This is a genomic window from Paenibacillus riograndensis SBR5 (assembly GCF_000981585.1).
GTDB classification, from domain to species: Bacteria; Bacillota; Bacilli; order Paenibacillales; family Paenibacillaceae; genus Paenibacillus_AQ; species Paenibacillus_AQ riograndensis.
Genome location: NZ_LN831776.1, coordinates 1370633 through 1389121 on the forward strand (window position 1 = coordinate 1370633; position 18489 = coordinate 1389121).

The 18489-nt window shown below is 51.4% G+C and carries 20 protein-coding genes; 16 read left to right on the top strand and 4 right to left on the bottom strand.

Annotated elements, in window-relative coordinates; translation table 11 throughout:
- Nucleotides 1–163: 163 nt before the first annotated feature.
- The gene (locus PRIO_RS05910; RefSeq protein WP_020426683.1) at nucleotides 164–619 is read left to right on the top strand and encodes a Dps family protein; all 456 of its coding nucleotides are present in this window, start codon (nucleotides 164–166) and stop codon (nucleotides 617–619) included.
- Nucleotides 620–699: 80 nt separating this feature from the next.
- Here PRIO_RS05910 and PRIO_RS05915 read toward each other — a convergent pair whose 3' ends face one another.
- Both PRIO_RS05915 and PRIO_RS05920 read right to left on the bottom strand, forming a co-directional pair.
- A complete protein-coding gene (locus tag PRIO_RS05915; protein ID WP_020426682.1) occupies nucleotides 700–1404 on the bottom strand; it encodes an AIM24 family protein in 705 nt (234 codons plus the stop codon).
- A 24-nt stretch (nucleotides 1405–1428) separates the two neighbouring features.
- Nucleotides 1429–1896: a hypothetical protein gene (locus PRIO_RS05920; RefSeq protein ID WP_020426681.1), complete on the bottom strand. Its 468-nt coding sequence runs from the start codon at nucleotides 1894–1896 to the stop codon at nucleotides 1429–1431.
- Nucleotides 1897–2383: 487 nt separating this feature from the next.
- Here PRIO_RS05920 and PRIO_RS05925 point away from each other — a divergent pair, with 487 nt between their 5' ends.
- From PRIO_RS05925 to PRIO_RS05990, 14 genes are all read left to right on the top strand, one after another.
- Entirely contained in the window at nucleotides 2384–3070 is a 687-nt protein-coding gene (locus PRIO_RS05925; protein WP_020426680.1) for a M50 family metallopeptidase, read from the top strand.
- Between the two features lie 184 nt (nucleotides 3071–3254).
- Entirely contained in the window at nucleotides 3255–3938 is a 684-nt protein-coding gene (locus PRIO_RS05930; protein WP_020426679.1) for a hypothetical protein, read from the top strand.
- 232 nt (nucleotides 3939–4170) lie between these two features.
- Nucleotides 4171–5136: a helix-turn-helix transcriptional regulator gene (locus PRIO_RS05935; protein ID WP_046501425.1), complete on the top strand. Its 966-nt coding sequence runs from the start codon at nucleotides 4171–4173 to the stop codon at nucleotides 5134–5136.
- Between the two features lie 252 nt (nucleotides 5137–5388).
- Nucleotides 5389–6378: an ABC transporter ATP-binding protein gene (locus tag PRIO_RS05940; protein WP_020426677.1), complete on the top strand. Its 990-nt coding sequence runs from the start codon at nucleotides 5389–5391 to the stop codon at nucleotides 6376–6378.
- Nucleotides 6375–7388 carry an ABC transporter ATP-binding protein gene (locus tag PRIO_RS05945; protein WP_020426676.1) on the top strand — a complete coding sequence of 338 codons (1014 nt, stop codon included), beginning with the start codon at nucleotides 6375–6377 and terminating at the stop codon, nucleotides 7386–7388. The genes PRIO_RS05940 and PRIO_RS05945 overlap by 4 nt, the downstream gene beginning before the upstream one ends.
- A gap of 345 nt (nucleotides 7389–7733) precedes the next feature.
- The gene (locus tag PRIO_RS05950; protein WP_020426675.1) at nucleotides 7734–9401 is read left to right on the top strand and encodes an ABC transporter substrate-binding protein; all 1668 of its coding nucleotides are present in this window, start codon (nucleotides 7734–7736) and stop codon (nucleotides 9399–9401) included.
- Between the two features lie 11 nt (nucleotides 9402–9412).
- Nucleotides 9413–10417 carry an ABC transporter permease gene (locus PRIO_RS05955; protein WP_020426674.1) on the top strand — a complete coding sequence of 335 codons (1005 nt, stop codon included), beginning with the start codon at nucleotides 9413–9415 and terminating at the stop codon, nucleotides 10415–10417.
- A gap of 11 nt (nucleotides 10418–10428) precedes the next feature.
- Complete coding sequence (gene nikC / locus PRIO_RS05960; RefSeq protein ID WP_020426673.1) at nucleotides 10429–11322, top strand: nickel transporter permease; 894 nt, start codon at nucleotides 10429–10431, stop codon at nucleotides 11320–11322.
- A 236-nt stretch (nucleotides 11323–11558) separates the two neighbouring features.
- Nucleotides 11559–12338, top strand: a complete 780-nt coding sequence (modA, locus tag PRIO_RS05965) for a molybdate ABC transporter substrate-binding protein (protein ID WP_020426672.1) — start codon at nucleotides 11559–11561, stop codon at nucleotides 12336–12338.
- A 19-nt stretch (nucleotides 12339–12357) separates the two neighbouring features.
- Nucleotides 12358–13020 (top strand): molybdate ABC transporter permease subunit, encoded by a 663-nt coding sequence (modB, locus tag PRIO_RS05970; RefSeq protein WP_020426671.1) that lies wholly within the window; start codon nucleotides 12358–12360, stop codon nucleotides 13018–13020.
- A gap of 171 nt (nucleotides 13021–13191) precedes the next feature.
- Nucleotides 13192–13761 carry an RNA polymerase sigma factor gene (locus PRIO_RS05975; protein ID WP_020426670.1) on the top strand — a complete coding sequence of 190 codons (570 nt, stop codon included), beginning with the start codon at nucleotides 13192–13194 and terminating at the stop codon, nucleotides 13759–13761.
- Entirely contained in the window at nucleotides 13758–14078 is a 321-nt protein-coding gene (locus PRIO_RS05980; protein ID WP_020426669.1) for a hypothetical protein, read from the top strand. Before PRIO_RS05975 ends, PRIO_RS05980 begins: the two co-directional genes overlap by 4 nt.
- A 44-nt stretch (nucleotides 14079–14122) precedes the next feature.
- Nucleotides 14123–14506: a hypothetical protein gene (locus PRIO_RS05985; RefSeq protein WP_020426668.1), complete on the top strand. Its 384-nt coding sequence runs from the start codon at nucleotides 14123–14125 to the stop codon at nucleotides 14504–14506.
- A gap of 6 nt (nucleotides 14507–14512) precedes the next feature.
- On the top strand, nucleotides 14513–14914 hold the full coding sequence (locus tag PRIO_RS05990) for a hypothetical protein (RefSeq protein ID WP_020426667.1): 402 nt from the start codon (nucleotides 14513–14515) through the stop codon (nucleotides 14912–14914).
- Between the two features lie 45 nt (nucleotides 14915–14959).
- Here the strand turns inward: PRIO_RS05990 and PRIO_RS05995 are convergent, their stop codons facing one another.
- The gene (locus PRIO_RS05995) at nucleotides 14960–15955 is read right to left on the bottom strand and encodes a helix-turn-helix transcriptional regulator (RefSeq protein ID WP_020426666.1); all 996 of its coding nucleotides are present in this window, start codon (nucleotides 15953–15955) and stop codon (nucleotides 14960–14962) included.
- A 122-nt stretch (nucleotides 15956–16077) separates the two neighbouring features.
- Complete coding sequence (locus PRIO_RS06000; RefSeq protein WP_020426665.1) at nucleotides 16078–16842, bottom strand: polysaccharide deacetylase family protein; 765 nt, start codon at nucleotides 16840–16842, stop codon at nucleotides 16078–16080.
- A 191-nt stretch (nucleotides 16843–17033) separates the two neighbouring features.
- Between PRIO_RS06000 and PRIO_RS06005 the strand changes: the two genes are divergently transcribed.
- A complete protein-coding gene (locus PRIO_RS06005; protein ID WP_046501434.1) occupies nucleotides 17034–18443 on the top strand; it encodes a deoxyguanosinetriphosphate triphosphohydrolase family protein in 1410 nt (469 codons plus the stop codon).
- The last annotated feature ends 46 nt before the right edge of the window (nucleotides 18444–18489 follow it).

Sequence of the window (18489 nt, forward strand, 5' to 3'; positions counted from 1 at the left end):
AAGGGGAGTGTGCTAGAATTTGCAGCAGTTCCATGTCCTATGGATCGGACACCGTTATTTCAGGATAGCTTGCAAAACTCTAAGCGATATGTTAAATTGTATATAGATTTAGAATGAGTCTAAATACAAATAACAAATAAATAAGCCATAGGAGGTTATTCGAATGAGTACACAAATCAAGAGTCATACTGAACTGCACACCGCCTTAAACCGTCAGACCGCAAATTGGACGCTGCTGGGAGTGAAGCTGCATCATTACCACTGGTATGTGAGCGGGCCGCAATTCTTCACGCTCCACGCTAAATTTGAAGAGCTGTATACAGAAGCTGCCACATATGTGGATGATCTGGCTGAACGCCTTCTGGCCATCGGAGGCCAACCGGCTTCAACGATGACACAATATCTGGCTCTCTCCGATCTTAAAGAAGCGACTGGAGGAGAAACCGCACAGGAAATGGTAGCCCAGCTGGTTAAGGACTTTGCTGTTGTGAGCGGGGAATTGAAGAGCACGATCTCGGCTGCGGAAGAACTGGGCGACCAGCCTACTGCCGACCTGCTGATTGGCATAAGAACCAGCGTGGAGAAATCCGCCTGGATGCTGAACGCATTTTTGGCTTAAATCCAAGCTGCAGCATCAACAAAGAGCGCCGCGCGAAGAGTTCGCGCGGCGCTCTTTTACAATTGATAACCGATATCGGGTTACTTGATGAAGACCCCGCCAAAGGGCAGGGCTTCACGCAGAAAACGCTTGATAATGCCGTCCTCATTATTGTCGCGTTCAAAGCGGCGGCTCTGGCGTCCGGCTTGAAACATTACCGGCCCGTGGCCGGTCATTTTCCAGTGATAGCTCATATGCTGGCTGGCTAAGTGATTGCCGTAGACGGTCAGCTCCAGCTTGGCGTTTTCGGGGTATGCAATGATACTGCCAGCGTCCACATACAGCGGATCAAAGGGGTGCAGCTCGGCTTCACATACGGTTCCCTCGGTCAGAATGCCGATGCTGCCCGGCCCCGAGAACTTAACCTTGATCACATCGCGTGTAACAAGCATGTTCTTCATGCTCAGGACCCTGGTCTGCATAGTAATTCCTTTGCTGTAGAAGAACAGATGCCTGAAGTCATAGAGCAGGTCGCTTTTCCCGTCCAGCTGGAAGGTTTTGACCCTGTATCCGGGAGGCAGGGCGGCGACGAAGCGGCAAGGGCCGGTCATATCCGAGCGGATCAGCTTGCGTTTGCGGTACATTCCCTTGACATCCATCAGCCTGTCCGCGCGGCCTGAAGAAGGGCCCTGATAGGCGATAATTTGCTGCGGATGCAGCACATGAATTTCTTCGTTTTCGTCAACAGTGAAGGCCACGGCTTGTCCGCTGCCGCTGTCACCTTCATCCTGGACATCGATGTTCATAGTTTACACTCCCTCATGTACACATTAACGCAGGCGGTCGCTTTTTCTGGACCGGTGGCGCATGCCCAGCCGCAGCAGCCGGATCAGCACGAAGTAACCGAGTATCAGTGCAAGTCCGGTAATGACGGTGATTTTAATCCGGTTATAGTAGTTCTCCCTCGCTGTACGGTCATTTTTCAGTTCATCCACCACTTGGCTGAGCTGGCGGTTCTGCTCCTGCAGGGCCGCGTTCTGGGCCTGATAATCCGCCATCTGCTGCAGGGTTTGCCCAAGCTGTTCCTTGGTCTGCTGCAGCTCCTCCGTAGTCTGCCTGTAGCTCTCCTGCAACTGGTTGACCTCACCGGGAAGCTCCGAGAAATTCTGCAATCCATTATATAAATCACTGAAATAATTAGCCTTTGCCGCAGAAGCGGGAAATATGACTGACAATCCCAGGAGCAGCATTACTGAACATAACAGCTTTGCATAAGTGTGTTTTACTTTGGGCTTCATTTCTAAATCACCACCTGGTATAGACTGGCCTTCCTATTTATTTTAACATAGCAGAACTGGCTTGGCTTGGCATCTGGTGCCGTAGTATGGCGTGATTTGACGGTTTGGGCGATATTTTGTCCCTATATAAACTTAACTTGTGATTTTTCTATCTTGGGATTGGTCGTGACTCCAGAGAATGTTTGGACTTCCGGCCGCTGCCCATCTGCAGATTTCTTCAATTTATACCGCTGTTCGCGGTGGAAATCCGCAGACAAAGGCGGACGCTACCGCTCCTCCAGTTCCAAACTTCTCTTCCGTCACTTCTCCCTAAAAGTAATATTTTCAAGTTCAATTTTTATAGAAGAGTTTACAAGTTTTTACCCTGCGGCCCAGGGGGATAACCATATCTACAGGTAATACCGGATTCAGGCCATTAAGGTTTCTTTTTTGGCTACCGTTCCCGGCTGAATTCACGTATACTTTGTACGGAAAGGGGCTGCACGCTATGAATAAATGGCTCAAAACCCTGCTGTTTCTTGCAGGTTCCGCTTTACTGACCCGGCTGATTCCATTTTCCTCCCTGTTCCGCAATCTGGATACCATGTTTCATGAATTCGGCCATGCGCTGATCACGCTGCTGCTCTCGGGAAGTGTGCTGCGCATTGAATTGTATGCAGATCACAGCGGAGTAACCTACTCGGCTATAGAAGCGGGCGGGAAGGCGGTTCTGGTTTCACTGGCGGGTTATACGCTGGCGTCATTATTCTCACTTCTGCTGTTTTATTTGTATAACAGGGGACGGTATAGATGGGGGCTGCTGCTGGCATCGGGTGTGGCGTTGGTGATGCTTGTCCTGTATGTACGGGGCGGTTTCGGAATGCTGTGGCTGGGCGGGTTCATCCTGCTGAATGCCGTCATGCTGTTCGTCTGGCCAAAGGCCGGCAAATATTATTATTTATTTCTCGCCTTCCTCACCCTTGAGGAATCTGTCATGAGTTCGCTGTTTCTGGTCTCGGCTGCAGCGGTTACCCCGGGACGTGCAGGAGACGCTGCGAATCTGGCACGGCTTACTCCGCTGCCTGCGATTGTCTGGGCGCTTTTGTTTTTGGTATTCTCGCTGTTGTGTGCAAAATGGGCGCTGGGATTTTTCTTCAAGGGAGAGCGGGGCAGACGCAGTACTGCAAGTTACTAAAATGAGTATTTATCGCCATGTTTCGACAAAAGAATGTTCATTCGCAAAGAGGCGTTCCCCTTTTAAAGGAGAGTGCCTCTTTTTTTGTCGATATTATAGGACCGAACATATATTCCATGACAAGGAGTTGTCCGCCAATATTGGTACATTAATAGAAGACCCAGAAAAAGAAAGAGGTGGAAATATGCAAGCAAGTTTTCAGCCCACATTTACGTGGAGCCAGGAACGGATTTTTGCAGCCGGTGCGCAGAATGTAATTCTGCTTATCGAGTGGAAGGGAATCTCTAGTCCTGAGGAATCCCGCAAGCGGACCCGGAAGGTGGTGGCCCGCGAGATTGAACTTAGAGTCTGGCTGGAAGCACATGTAACCTTCAACAGATGTCATGGCTGCAACGCAGAAGCCGGGGAGGGGCGTTCTATCCTGCTTAAGCTTGGCAAACTATATTCCAAAGCGCGGAAATTCATCGCTTTGGAATTCACGATGGCAGCCAAACCGGCAGGCATTCACGAAGCCCTCTGGCTGCAATGGCAGTATAAACAGCCTCCGGTAGAACGGATCCGGGAGCTGCCTCTCAAAAAGCTCAGCCTGGAATATACACATCATACAGATGTCCTGTCAGAGCGGTGCTGCTTCCATGTAGAGAAACACCTGGAACTCTTGAAGACAGAAAAACTGCTGGAAGAAGTAGCGGTGCAGCGCACCAAAGGCAACATCCAGACGGAGTTCGAGCATCTTCGGCGGCAGGCAGACGATTTGCTGCTGCTGGCCGCCAGATCCGGAGATATGGAGCTTGTGAAAGAAGCTGAAACAGTGTATAAACAGCTTGACGCTGAGAGTCAAGTCTGGCGGAGGACAGCAACAAGATAGGGGGGGCTGCGGGAATTGGACGCGACCCTGCCAGTACATACATAAGCATATTCATTCATAATCTTTTGCAGGGATTAGGTAACAATTAACCGATTTATAAGTGTGGTAATGTAGTAAAATAGTTCTATTATCTTTATTAATTTGGGTTATTACATCAATGGTTATAGATATATATAACTAATTTATTTAAAATAATGGGTCTATTTTACCATAAACTCAAGGGGAACTGAATATGACAGACCGATTAATCCGGCTAATGCGCATTATTACGCTAGTGCAAGCCAAACCGGGAATTTTGGCCCGCGAACTGGCGGAACGCTGCGGCAACAGCGAGAGAACGATATACCGGGATATGGATGCGCTCAGCGCCATGCACATCCCTATCATCCATTTGGGCCATGGGAAAGGATACGCCTTTATCGGTAATTTTGCATTATATCCTCTGGATTGGTCGGAAGAAGAATCGGCCGCATTTTCACAGCTGCGGGGCATTATGGATGACATCAAAAACATACTGCCTCCCAGCTTTGAGAGCGCCTATGAGAAAGTAATGGCCGCAGCCTACAAGCAGAAGGCGGAAAGGGAAGAAACGATGGAAACTGCCAAAAGAGAAGCTGGACAGCTATGGATGGAAAGAAGCGGGTACCAGGATGACCCGCCGCTCTTTTTGACCGAGGTATTGACCGCCATTATGAAGCAAAACAGCATTCTGGCCGACTACAGCGAGAATGCCTATGCTGAAAGAGGCATCCAGATTGATCCATACTGCCTTGTTCCCTTAGAGAATCGTTATCATCTAATCGGGTTTTGTCATCGTTTCGGGATTATCCGGACTTTTCATCTTCATGGGTTCTCGAATGTGAAGCCGACGAATCTTTGGTTTTCCAAAGAGCAATTTGATTTGCAGGCCTTTATGGAGCAGAAGTGGTCGCTCGACCGGGATAGTCTGCAGGTAGAGTTCAAGATCAGGTTTTCGGAGCAGATAATAGACCGGATCAAATACGAGGATATGTTCGTGAAACCCAGCAAGGTAGACCTCCAGACCAGGTGTCTGCATTTTAAAGTAGCCATAGAACAGGACATCGGCTTTGTCCGCTGGATTCTGAATTTTGAAGAAGAGGCTGAAATTATGGAGCCGCTATATTACCGGGAGATGCTGAGACATCAGCTGGAGAAATGGCTGTCGCTATATAAATAGCACAGTTTTTTCTTTTATTGCGGACTGAATTATTCCTATATAAACACTGGTGTTAGTTTTGTGTACAAAAACATCTTGTCTATCCAGGATTTATATAGTAGTGTTATACATTAAATAACAATAATGTAGACTTATCCCCTTTTTCTATCGCTTTATGTAAGGTGTTAGTTATTCTTTATTTCTTCTTATGAGGCAGTTCACTATTCTTTCATTTGACCTTTGTTCAATTTCTAATAGAAGAGAGGGTTCATTGTGGTCCAGCCTATTCTGAAAGTTGAAGAATTGCACACCCATTTTTTTACTGAACACGGCGAAGTGCCGGCAGTGGACGGAGTGGATTTATACATCAATCCGGGAGAAGTTCTGGGTGTGGTGGGCGAATCGGGCTGCGGCAAAAGCGTCACTTCGCTATCCATTCTGAAGCTCGTTCCTAATCCGCCGGGCAAGATCGTGAGCGGGCGTATTTTGCTGAAAGGCCAGGATATCGTACCGCTGAAAGAAAAAGAAATGCGCAACATCCGCGGCGATGCCGTGTCGATGATTTTTCAGGAGCCGATGACTTCCCTGAATCCGCTGTTTACTGTCGGCCAGCAAATCATAGAAACCGTCCGGCTGCACCGTAGCCTGTCCAAGAAGGATGCCCGCACCCATGCGGTGGACATGCTCCGCAAGGTCGGCATTCCCCGGCCGGAGGCCATCATCGATGAATATCCGCATCAATTGTCGGGAGGCATGCGGCAGCGGGTGATGATTGCGATGTCGGTCTCCTGCAGCCCCGAGCTGCTCATTGCCGATGAGCCGACAACGGCGCTCGATGTTACGATCCAGGCGCAGATTCTTGACCTGATCCGCAAACTGAACGAGGAGCAGGGAACTGCCGTTATGCTGATCACCCATGATCTTGGGGTGGTGGCGGAAATGTGCCAGCGGGTTGCCGTAATGTATGCGGGCAAGGTGGTGGAGGAGGGCAGTGTGCGCGATATTTTCAAGAATCCGCTGCATCCTTACACCCGGGGGCTGATCCAGTCGGTGCCGAGAATGGGTGAAACCAGGGAGCGGCTGTATTCTATTCCCGGCAGTGTGCCGATCCTGAGCACACAATTGCAGGGCTGCCGGTTCGCACCGCGCTGCTCCCATGTGATGGAGATCTGCCGGCAATCCCTTCCGCAGCTGAAGCTGCAGGAGGATAACCATAGCTGCAGATGCTGGCTGCATGATAGTCAACAGGAGGATGCGGTATGAATGATAACCTGCTGGAGGTCAGGAACCTCAAAAAATATTATCCGGTCAACAAGGGTTTTTTCAACAAAACTCAAGCTTATATCAAAGCGGTTGATGACATATCCTTTTCTGTCAGGAAGGGTGAAACCTTTGGGCTTGTTGGGGAGAGCGGCTGCGGCAAATCAACGACCGGCCGTTCATTGCTTCGTCTGATCGAGCCTACGGCGGGGGAAGTCTGGTTTGAAGGCCGGGATATCACGAAGCTGTCTATGGAGGACATGCGCAGGCAACGGCGGGAGATGCAGATTGTTTTCCAGGACCCGTTCTCTTCCCTCGACCCGCGGAATACCGTGCAGCGTATCCTGGAAGAGCCGATGATTGTGCATGGCGCAGGCAATGCGAAGGAGCGGCGGGCGGCTGTTGAACGGCTGGCCGATGTAGTCGGTCTGGCCAAGGCGCATCTTCAGCGGTACCCGCATCAATTCTCCGGCGGCCAGCGCCAGCGGATCGGGATTGCCAGAGCGCTGGCGCTCCAGCCGAAGCTGATTATCGCTGATGAGCCTGTGTCTGCCCTTGATGTGTCTATCCAGTCCCAGGTCATTAATCTGATGCAGGATTTACAAAAAGAATTCGGACTAACTTACATATTCATAGCTCATGACCTTAGTGTAGTGAAGCATATCTGCGACCGTGTTGCCGTGATGTACCTTGGGCGGATTGTGGAGATTACCGGTAAGAACAAGCTGTATGACCAGCCGCAGCATCCTTATACTCAAGCGCTGCTGTCAGCGGTTCCTGAACCAGATCCGGATATCCGCAAGGAGCGGGTCATTCTGCAGGGGGAAGTGCCGAGTCCGGCGAATGCGCCGGTAGGCTGTGCTTTTAATACCCGCTGCCCCCGGGTGATGGATGTCTGCCGCAGTACAAGACCTCCGCTGCTGGAAACCGGAGCCGGACATTTGACCGCATGTCATTTGTATGACGGAGAGGACCGTATCCATCTGTATAAGATGAACTTAAAAAATTCATAAGAGGGTAGAAGTGCGGAGGGGAAGTTTGGAACTGGAAGAGCGAATGCGACCGCCTGAAAGCTTTCCGTAGGAAAGCTCGCTTCGGAAACATAATCAGTCACCGGATTTCAACCGCGAAAGGCGGTTCAATCAAGAAATCTGGGGACAACAGCGGCTGGAAGTCCAAACATTCCCCGCAGTTACGACCATACCCCACAATGTAAAACTATAGTTCAATTTATCTGGCTTAGTGTGCAATGAGACTAATTCTGCAGGCAAACATTGGCCTTGGTATATGGCAGCGCTTTGGCGCGACTCCATATAGAAGTTTTAACACTTTAACGAAAGAAGGGAGTTTTTCTAAAGATGAAGAAATGGAGCAGTCTTGCACTGGCAGTAACGCTGGGGGCCGTTTTGACCTTAAGCGGTTGCGGAGGTAACAACAACAATGCCGGTACAGAAGCAAAAGGTTCGAATGCAGCGGCAACCGCCGCACCGGAAAGCTCACCTGAGGCGGCGGCACAGCAGGATACCTTGATCCTGGGACGCGGCGGCGACTCGGCCTCGCTGGACCCGGCTATTGTGACCGACGGCGAATCGCTTAAGATTGGCCATCAAGTGTTCGACTCTCTGCTGGAGTACAAACCCGGTACCTCCGAAGTACAAGCTTCACTTGCTGACAGCTGGGAAGTTTCTGCTGACGGTTTGACCTATACCTTCAAGCTGCATCCGGGTGTGAAATTCCATGATGGAACGGATTTCAACGCCGAAGCGGTAGTGTTCAACTTCACCCGCTGGAGCGATCCGGCAAGTGAATTCAAATTTGAAGGGGACTCCTTTGATTATTATGATTCCATGTTTGGTCCGGAGGGCAGCCGTGTGATCAAGGAAGTGAAGGCTGTGGATGCCACAACCGTACAATTTACTTTGAACCAGCCGCAGGCGCCATTCCTGCAGAATATTGCGATGACCTCCTTTGGGATTGCCAGTCCTGCTGCCATTAAGGAAAAGAAGGAAAACTTCAAGAATGAGCCTGTGGGCACCGGACCTTATGTGTTCAAGGAATGGAAGCACAACGATTCCATTACACTGGACAAGAACCCTAACTATTGGAAAGAGGGACTTCCTAAGCTGAGCAAAATCATCGTTCGCTCAATTCCGGACAACTCGGCACGCTTCAACGCCCTGCAGAACGGCGAGATTGATCTGATGGAGGATCTGAGCCCGGATGATCTGTCCACGCTTGAAGGCAACACTGGGCTGCAGAAGATTGAACGTCCGCCGTTCAATGTGTCTTACCTCGGCTTCAACCTCAAACAGAAACCTTTTGACAATGTAAAAGTAAGACAGGCGCTGAACTATGCTGTCAATAAACAAGCTATTATCGATGCCTTCTTCTCGGGCCAGGCCACTGCCGCTGTAAACCCGATGCCTCCATCACTGTGGGGCTACAACGATGCTGTGAAGGATTATGAATACGATCTGGATAAAGCCAAGGCACTTCTGGCCGAAGCCGGATATCCTGAGGGTCTCCCGGACCCGGTAACCCTGTATGCCATGCCTGTATCCCGTCCTTACATGCCTGACGGCAAGAAGGTTGCTGAAGCGATCCAAGCGGATTGGGAAAAAATCGGCGTAAAAACCGTTATTGAATCGCCGGAATGGGCGACTTATCTCGATGATACCAAAGCCGGAGAAAAAGATGATATCTACATGCTCGGCTGGACGGGCGACAATGGAGATCCGGATAACTTCCTCTACACCCTCCTGGATAAGGATGCTATTCCGGGAAACAACCGCAGCTTCTACGTAAATGAAAAACTGCATACCCTCCTGATCAATGCCCAGAAGGAAACGGATCAGGCCAAGCGTTCCGATCTGTACAAGCAAGCCCAGGAAATTATCAAAGCGGACGCGCCTTGGATTCCACTGGTGCACACTACTCCGCTGCTGGCTGCAAAAGCAAACCTGAAAGGGTATGTTCCAGGTCCGACAGGTACGGAATATTATAGCGAAATTTACTTCGAACAGTAGGTGAGCCGAATTTGAACTCCTACCTATTAAAACGCATCATGGTATTGGTCCCTGTGCTGATCGGGATGACAATTATTGTTTTTTCCATTATTCATGCGATACCGGGTGATCCGGCAGAGACGATTCTGGGCCAAAAAGCTACAGAGCAGTCCAAGCAGGCGCTGCGGGAGCAGCTTGGACTGGACAAGCCATGGCTGCAGCAGTATTTCAATTATATGGGTGATTTGCTGCAAGGTGATCTGGGAACCTCAATCCGCACCAAAACGCCGATTGCCAAAGAAATAATGCCTTACCTTGCCGCGACTCTGGAGCTGACGGCAGCCGCTATGCTGTTTGCCGCGTTTGTAGGTGTCAATGCGGGGATTCTGAGCGCTTGGCGGCAAAATTCATGGTTCGACTATACGGCGATGATTATTGCACTTGTTGGCGTCTCCATGCCGATCTTCTGGCTGGGGCTGATGGAGCAGCTGCTGTTCGCGCTGAAGCTGCATTGGCTTCCATCCATAGGGAGGATGGACCAGCGCCATCCGGTGGAGAGCATTACCAATCTCTATGTGATTGATACGATTATTGCTGGACAGTGGGGACAGTTGTGGACGGTAATCAAGCATTTAATCCTGCCAAGCATCGCGCTCGGAACCATCCCGATGGCGATTATTGCCCGGATGACCCGTTCCAGCATGCTGGAGGTTATGAATTCCGACTATATCCGTACGGCAAAAGCCAAAGGCATGCCGCAATTCCTGGTCGTGTACAAACATGCGCTCAAGAACGCGCTGATTCCTGTACTGACGGTAGTGGGCTTGCAGACAGGCGCTCTTCTTGGCGGAGCCGTGCTGACTGAGACGATTTTTGCTTGGCCGGGCGTGGGGAGATATATATATGAAGCGATCAGTTCCCGTGACTACCCGGTGATCCAGACGGGGATTCTGATCATTGCCTTTATTTTTGTTGTGATCAATCTGCTTGTGGATCTGCTCTACGCCGCTATCGATCCGCGCATCAATTACAAGTGAGGGGTGAACCTATGGGACAGGTATCAATGAATGTAACGCCCCAGAGTGTACCTGCCGACAAGGTCTCCGGACCTTGGCGCGATGCGTGGAAGGCCTTCCGCAGGAACAAGACGGCTATGCTCGGGTTATGCATTATCGTGTTTTTTGTGCTGGTCGCTCTGCTGGCGCCGCTTATTGCCCCCTATGGATTCAAGGAGCAGGAGCTGGTCAACCGGCTGAAAGCGCCGTCAGCCGCTCATTGGTTCGGCACGGATGATCTGGGAAGAGATATGTTCACCCGTATCATTTATGGAGCGCGCATCTCGCTCTGGGTCGGTTTCTTTGCCGTCATCGGATCTATTATTGCAGGTACATTTCTCGGCATCCTGGCGGGGTTCTACGGCAAATGGATTGATATGCTGATTTCGCGCCTGTTCGATATTCTGCTTGCTTTTCCGAGTATTCTGCTGGCGATTGCTATCGTGGCAATTCTGGGGCCCTCCCTGCAGAATGCGCTGTACGCCATTGCTATCGTAAACATCCCAACGTACGGCCGGCTTGTGCGGGCGAAGGTGCTCTCCCTGAAGTCGGAGGAGTACATTACGGCGGCAAGAGCCATCGGGATGACCAACACCCGTATTCTGCTTACCCATATCCTGCCGAACAGCCTGACGCCGATTATTGTACAGGGCACACTCGGCATCGCCACGGCCATAATTGAAGCAGCCGCACTTGGCTTCCTTGGCCTCGGCGCCCAGCCGCCGGACCCGGAATGGGGCAAGATGCTCTCCGATTCACGGCAGTTTATTCAGAAGGCTCCTTGGACAGTGGTGTTCCCGGGGCTGTCCATTATGCTGACTGTCCTGGGCTTTAACCTCATGGGAGACGGCCTGCGGGATGTGCTTGATCCACGGATGAAGAATTAAGGTGTTCCCAAAAGTCCTTTTGGCATTCGCGTGATGCCTAAAGGACTTTCTTTTGTTAGATAGAAAATTAGACATTTATGCCGCCCATTTTTATCTAAGCATATCGCATATTAACTTCGGATATTAACTATACATAACTAAATATAAACAAACATAACCAAACGTATAGTAAAACAAAAAAGGATATGCTAGAATATCACCTGAATATACAAGATACATAAATGGGAGGAATGGGAATGTTCAAGAAATTAGCAGTGGTTATCATGGCTGCGCTGTTGGCAGTGGGTCTGTCAGCAATGCCTGAGAAGCAGGTGCAGGCGGCCAGCAAGACGGAGATTATGGTGTCTGCCGCGGCGAGCCTGCAGGACAGTCTTGATAAGATTGCCGTCCTCTATGAGAAGCAGCATCCTGATATTGATCTTGTCTTCAACTACGGCGCTTCTGGTACTCTGCAAAAACAGATTGAGCAAGGCGCACCTGCTGACCTGTTCTTCTCGGCAGGTGACAAGCAAATGACTGCTCTGGTCGATGGAGGACTTGTTTCTGACCATAAAGAGCTATTGAAGAATCAGCTGGTGCTGGTTGTTCCTTCGGACTCCAAAGCTTCCATTACAGCCATTACACAGCTTACGGATAAAGGCTTCAAGAAAGTGGCTGTCGGACAGCCCGAATCGGTTCCGGCCGGCCAATATGCGCAGCAGTCATTGACAGCGAAGAAGGTATGGGATAAGCTGCAAAGCAAGCTGGTATTTGCCAAGGACGTGCGCCAGGTGCTTTCTTATGTAGAAACAGGGAATGCCGATGCCGGATTCGTCTACAAAACAGATGCCCTTACTTCCAGCAAGGTGAAGATTGCCCTTACTGTGGGTGCCCATGTACACAAAGCGATCAATTATCCGGTCGGGATCGTGAAGGATTCCAAGCATACGGCGGAGGCCAAAGCTTTTTACAGCTACGTGCAAACGAAGGCAGCAAGCGATATCTTTACAAGCTATGGATTTAAGCTTGCTGAATAAATCAACGGGGTGAACCGGGATGGAGATCAATTGGACCGATTTTTTCGCCCCGGTCTGGCTTTCGGTCAAGATCTCAGTCATAACCAGCATCATTGTTTTCCTGCTGGCGACCCTGGCAGCCAAGGCGATGGCGGGCCGGAGGTTTCCGGGCTACAGCCTGGTTGAAACGGTGCTGCTGCTCCCGCTGGTACTGCCGCCAACCGTGGTCGGATTTGTGCTGCTGGTGATTCTGGGCCGGCGGAGCTGGATCGGGAAGCTGTACGAGCAATTTACGGAGCATACGATCCTGTTCACCTGGGGGGCGGCAGTTATTGCTGCAGTTGTGGTTGCTTTCCCTCTCGTATACCGCACAGTGAAGGCGGGCTTTGAAGGTGTGGAGAAGGATCTGGAGGATGCAGCACGCGCACAGGGAGCCAGCGAGCTTCAGGTGCTTGCGTATGTAACGCTCCCGTTGGCGGGCCGTTCGCTGGCGGCCGGTTACGTGCTCGGATTCGCCCGCGGGCTGGGTGAATTCGGAGCCACCATTATGGTGGCCGGTAATATTCCCGGCCGGACGCAGACCGTCCCCACCGCTATTTACGTGGCCGTCGATGGCGGCAACATGACGCTGGCCTGGCTGTGGGTGTGTTCAATTATTGCCATCTCCGCACTCATGCTGATGTTCGTCAACCGCCGTTCCTGATTGTGGACTAATCCGGGATATATCTGTTTCAGCATAAGGAGCAGGACTCAGGCATTGGAAGACCTGAGTCCTGCTTTTTGCTGTGTTATCTATGTATGCCGGATTTTGTGAATTTTCGAACAAAGGTCCGGTTTCCTTCGTAATGTGATATGAAAGGGCGGGCAGAGGAAAATGGTCACTGATAAGCAGCTCATCGAAGGATACCGGACAGGCAGGCGGGAAATGCTCGAACTACTGGTAGAGAGATACAAGGATGACTTGTACCGGTTCTGCCGCCACCTCACCCTAAATGCCCTGGAAGCGGAGGATTTGTTTCAGGAGGTGTGGGTGCGGGTAATCCGCAAGCTGGATCGTTACGATCCGGAGCGGTCTTTTAAGGCATGGCTGTTTCAGGTGACCCTGAATATGTACCGGGACAGCTACCGGAAATGGAAAAAGCTTTATGAACGTCTTACCGGAGAAGCATCCTGCCGTGTTCCGCTTCTTGAGCTCCGGGACGGGGCGCCGCTGACGGAGGAGCAAATCCTGCGCAATGAAAGGTATGCCCGCTTGGAAGAAGGACTCTGCAAGCTGCCAAAGCGGTATTTGAGCCCGCTGGTGCTCTACTATTATGAGGAATTTAGTTATGAGGAGATCGGGAAAATGCTGGATATTCCAATAGGGACGGTCAAATCGAGGCTGAATCAGGGCAAAAAGCTGCTGCAGAAGGCTGTGGAGCCATGGAGGGAGGAGTACCGGTGAAAGAAACGGAACGTGAAGAAGAGCAGGAGAAGCTGCTGCGGGAGTATTATAGCGAATTGATGGCGGCTCCAGCGGGACTGCAGGCGGCAACCTTGCGGCGGATTCGCAGGAAAGAGGACATGAGTAAAACGGCTGCGGCTCTGGCGGTATTGAGTGCACTGGTTCTGCTGCTGTTGTGGGGATGTCTGCTGAGCGGCCCGATACCCCTGCTCTGGAAGCTGACGCTTCTGCTCTCCTGTGGTGCAGCTCCGGCTGTTGCAGCAGGGGTAGTTGTGCTGTATATATCCGGCAGAGAAGCAGAAAGTACGCAAAGCTAATCGGAACGTGGAGAAGAGGTGTGCAAAGGGGGAAGGGGGATGAAATGAGGAACTTCAAATACTTGGGCATGCTGGTATTCTGGATCATTACATCTGGCATGCTGATTTTTCTGGCTGTGGCAGGCTACTGGATGATTCCTTATATGGCTGATATGTTCAACGAGGACCGGGTCTGGTTTACCATAACGGCGCTGGCAGTGCTGCTGTTTATGGGGTTATACGTGACTTTGGGAGTGTTTATTTACAAGGATTCTTCGCGCAAAAAGATGAACACATGGCTGTGGTTGACCGCTGTCTTCTATATTCCTAATTTTATGGGGGTTGTGCTGTATTTTTATGCCCGGCGGCGGCATAAGATTCCGGCTGCAAATGATATGCACACACAAATATGCCCGCATTGCGGACATATTATACATGCTGGGGAGTGAACGGGGATGGATAAACAATGGCGGAAACGGCTTCTGCTGGCACTAATAGGCGGATCTTTGCTGCTGCTTGCGGGATGCGAGAAGCAAGTGATGTACGTCGGTTCCAGCACACCGCATCAAATGAAGGCTTCTTATTGGCTGCTGTCCGGTACCGAGAAGAAAACGCTGAAGCTTAAAAAAGGAGATACACTTTATCTGAGCTATGCCTCCAAAGTAGAGAAGGGCGAGCTGTCGATGAAGCTGTATGATCCTGACCATAAGCTGTTTAAGGAGCTGGAGACGAACAAGAAAGGCGAGGAAGAAGTGGAGATACAGCAAACCGGCTCCTACAAGCTGGAGGTTGTAGGAGCCGGTGCGAAAGGAAGCTATAAGGTCAGCTATAAAACAAAAAAAGAGGGTTCCGGGTAAGCAGAGACGAAAAGGCGCAGGAAGAGGCTTGGGCCGCGTTAGAGCTCAAGTCTCGTAAATGACCGTGCCGGTCTCGCTAAGGTCATAGCCATGAATGGAGCTGAGCTCGTTCTGAAAGGCTGCTGAGCGCAAAATATCAAGAACTGTCCTGATCAATGTTTCATGCCCCGGTTTCTTAAGCATCACCAGATCGTACCGTTCCTGAATGAGCGGGATGAAATCAACGCCGTCAATAATTTTGGCGGCTTTTTCTGTGCCGATGCCCACATCGGCTTCTCCCCGGGCCACTCTGCCGGCTATGGCCAAATGGCTGTTCTCTTCGACAGCATACCCGCTGATTTGTGAGGCGGGAATGCCATGCAGGCGCAACTGCTCGTCGAGCAGCACCCGTGCCCCCGCCCCGCGTTCCCGGTTGATTATCCGGATTCCGCTCTGCTTCAGGTCGGACCAGCTGCGGATTCCCTGCGGATTGCCCTTCTGCACATAGAAGCCTGCACTGCGCGTCAGCATATGCACTACGATATATGAAAAGCCAACCAGCAGTCTGCGGATATAGGGCAGGTTGTACTCCCCGCTGTCCCCGTCCAGCAGATGGGTGCTGACAATGTCGGATTCCCCGTGGTACATCGCGATCAGGCTGTCCAGACTTCCGGCATACGACCGCAGCGGACGGAAGGAAGTCTCGCTTCGCTCCAGATGCGTAGCCAGTAAATCCAGCGACATATCCTGACCGGTGATCACCACATTATCGGTGGCGGCTTTGCCGGGTTGGGCCGGCAGCTGCGGATGCTGCGGATGCAGGGCGGATGGGGGGATGAACAGGGGAGTTTCCGCTGGCGCTGAGACTGGCGGGATACTCCCGGAGATGCCGCTGCGCGAATGCTGCTTGTACGCCTCCAGATCGGAAAGATCCACGCGCATCTGCTTGCCTACCCGGTAGGAGGGCAGTTCCCCTTTTTTAATCAGATCATATACCTTAAGTTTGGATATCTTTAATAACCGGGCGATTTCTTCGGTCGTATAGGAAGTATTCTCGGACATGGTAAAGCCTCCTAAGGGATGAACTGCGGCAGTTCTCAAAATAACGCTATGATAGCTCAAGACTAACCTATTTTAAGATGCTGCGCAATTAAAGAACACCGGAGGCAGAGCGGAAGAGCGCTCTAAAAAGCCAAGTTTCTCCTATTCTTGGCCTGCTGCGCATCAGAGAGCCTGATCAATTCGGAAACGGTCACGAACCGGAAGCCCCGCTTCTGCAGCTCAGGCAGGATAATTTTCAGCGCCTCGCGGGTTTGCGATTGGCCGTGAACATGGTCATGGAACAGCACGATATCCCCGTTCCGCGCATTCCGGATGACACGGCTGGAGATGCTGTATACGCCAGGGCGGTTCCAGTCGCGTGTATCCTGATGCCATGACCATAGCACAGGCTTAAGTCCCATGCTGTTGGAGACATCGACCAGGGTCTCGTCGTACATGCCTCCCGGCGGTCTGAACAGGCTGCTGTGCCTGCCGGATACCTTTATAATCTCCTTCTCCGTCAGCTCCAGCTCCTCTTGAATCTGCTGCTCGGAGACCGGCTTTTTGAAATAGACATGATTATAGGTATGATTGGCCAGTTCATGTCCTTCCGTGATCACCCTCCGGGCTACGTCAGGGTAGGCGGCGATCCGTTTTCCGATGGCGAAGAAGGTGCACTTGGCGTTGTACTGCTGCAGCACATCCAGAATCTGATCCGTCTCTGAGGGATCGGGACCGTCGTCGAACGTGAGCGCAATCACCTTTTGGGTAGTCGGCACCTCCCAGATCATCTCGCCTCTTTGCTCGTAATAATTGCGGTCTTTGACATTGGGGCTGCCCAGTGCAGGGCTTGCCGCGGCAAATACTAATGCTGCTGCAACTGCAGCGGTTCTCCAGACGGATTTCATTGATTTTCAGGTCCATTCCGCGCTGTATCGGGGTACAGGTTATTTGGATTACTCTGCTTAGAATGCGTCAGCGGCTATATGAAATATTCATTTTTGGCAGGTGTCCGCTTATTTCTATTTTAGAGTGAAAGTTCCGGGGAAAATGACTATAATGAAGTACTAAATACAGATCAAGGATAGGGGCAGCGGATATGACACTTATTGAAAAAAGAGAACACCGGCAATATCCGGAGATCACCCGACTGGAAACCTCTAGAGCCGCATATGAACGCGATTATTCGCGTCTGATCCATTCGCCGACCTTTCGCCGGCTGCAAGGCAAATCCCAGGTGTTCGGCGCAGGCACCGGCGATTATTACCGGACGCGTCTGACCCATTCATTGGAAGTGGCGCAGATTGCCCGTGAAGCGGCCAAAAGCCTGCTGCGCGCCTACCCGGAGGTTGAAACGGGACAAGCGGAGAATCCGGGGCTGGTCATTGATCCGGAGGTGGTGGAATGTGCAGCCATTGCCCATGACTTCGGCCACCCGCCGTTCGGCCACAAGGGAGAAGAAGTGCTGGACAGCATTCTGGAGCGGCTTGTGGTGAAGAAGACGGCAGAGGCGGTGCAAAAGTCCGGCGCAGGCCCGGTGCAGCAGCAGACGATCCGTGAGAATATGAGGCGGAAGTATGAGCATTTTGAAGGCAATGCCCACAATTTCCGGCTGATCATGTTCCTGGAGAAACGCGAGAATATCGACGGGCTGAACCTCTCGGATGCGGTGCTGCTGGGCATTAATAAGTATCCGTTTCCCGGTACGGTATTAAAAAAGGGGATGTATCTGCACGAATGGAACTACATTTCAGACATCCGCAGCCAGTGGGGGATTCCGGATGGGAAGAAAACGCTGGAAGCCCAACTGATGGATCTCTGTGATGATATCGCGTATTCCGCGCATGATCTGGAGGATGGCATTAAGGCCGGTAAAATCGAGGTGCATGAGCACTTCATGCATGATGCGTATATCCAGCGGCTGATCGTAGAGAAGATTACTACCCTGGAGGATGCCTTCTGGACCGGATGGAAGGAAGCTGACATACACATCAAGGTTGAAGAGGTGCTGAGCTCCTTCCTGCACGTATGGATGGAGAAAATGCCTACCTGCGAGAACGATTATTCCCGCACCCGCCGGGAGGTTAAGGCTTATTGGGTCAGCACCTTTGTTGCCAGCCTAGGTGTCATTGCGGACGGGAACTGGAAGAAGGTTACCTTCATTAAAGACGGCCAGGAGGATGAGGATATGCTGCGGACGGTCAGTGTGCTCAAAAGCTTCGCCTGGGTCACGATGATCCGTGATTTGCGGGTGCAGCGGCTGCAGAAACGCAGCGAGTGGATTCTGCGCCGTTTATGGGAGGCATTCCTCGACCCGGAAACCTCACGGGCCATTATTCCCAGCGATTGGCTGCAGCGCTTTGAGAAGGATCAGCGGCAGGTCAAGCCGATCTGGACATGGGAGCATATGGTGATTGATTATATCGCCGGGATGACGGATGCTTTTGCCGAGAAAATTTACAATGAGCTGTACGGCCTGAAGGTCGGCTCCATATATGATCTGGACTAGAAAAATATCGTAAGCCGCGCCTGGAATAAAGGGGAAAGGACAAATA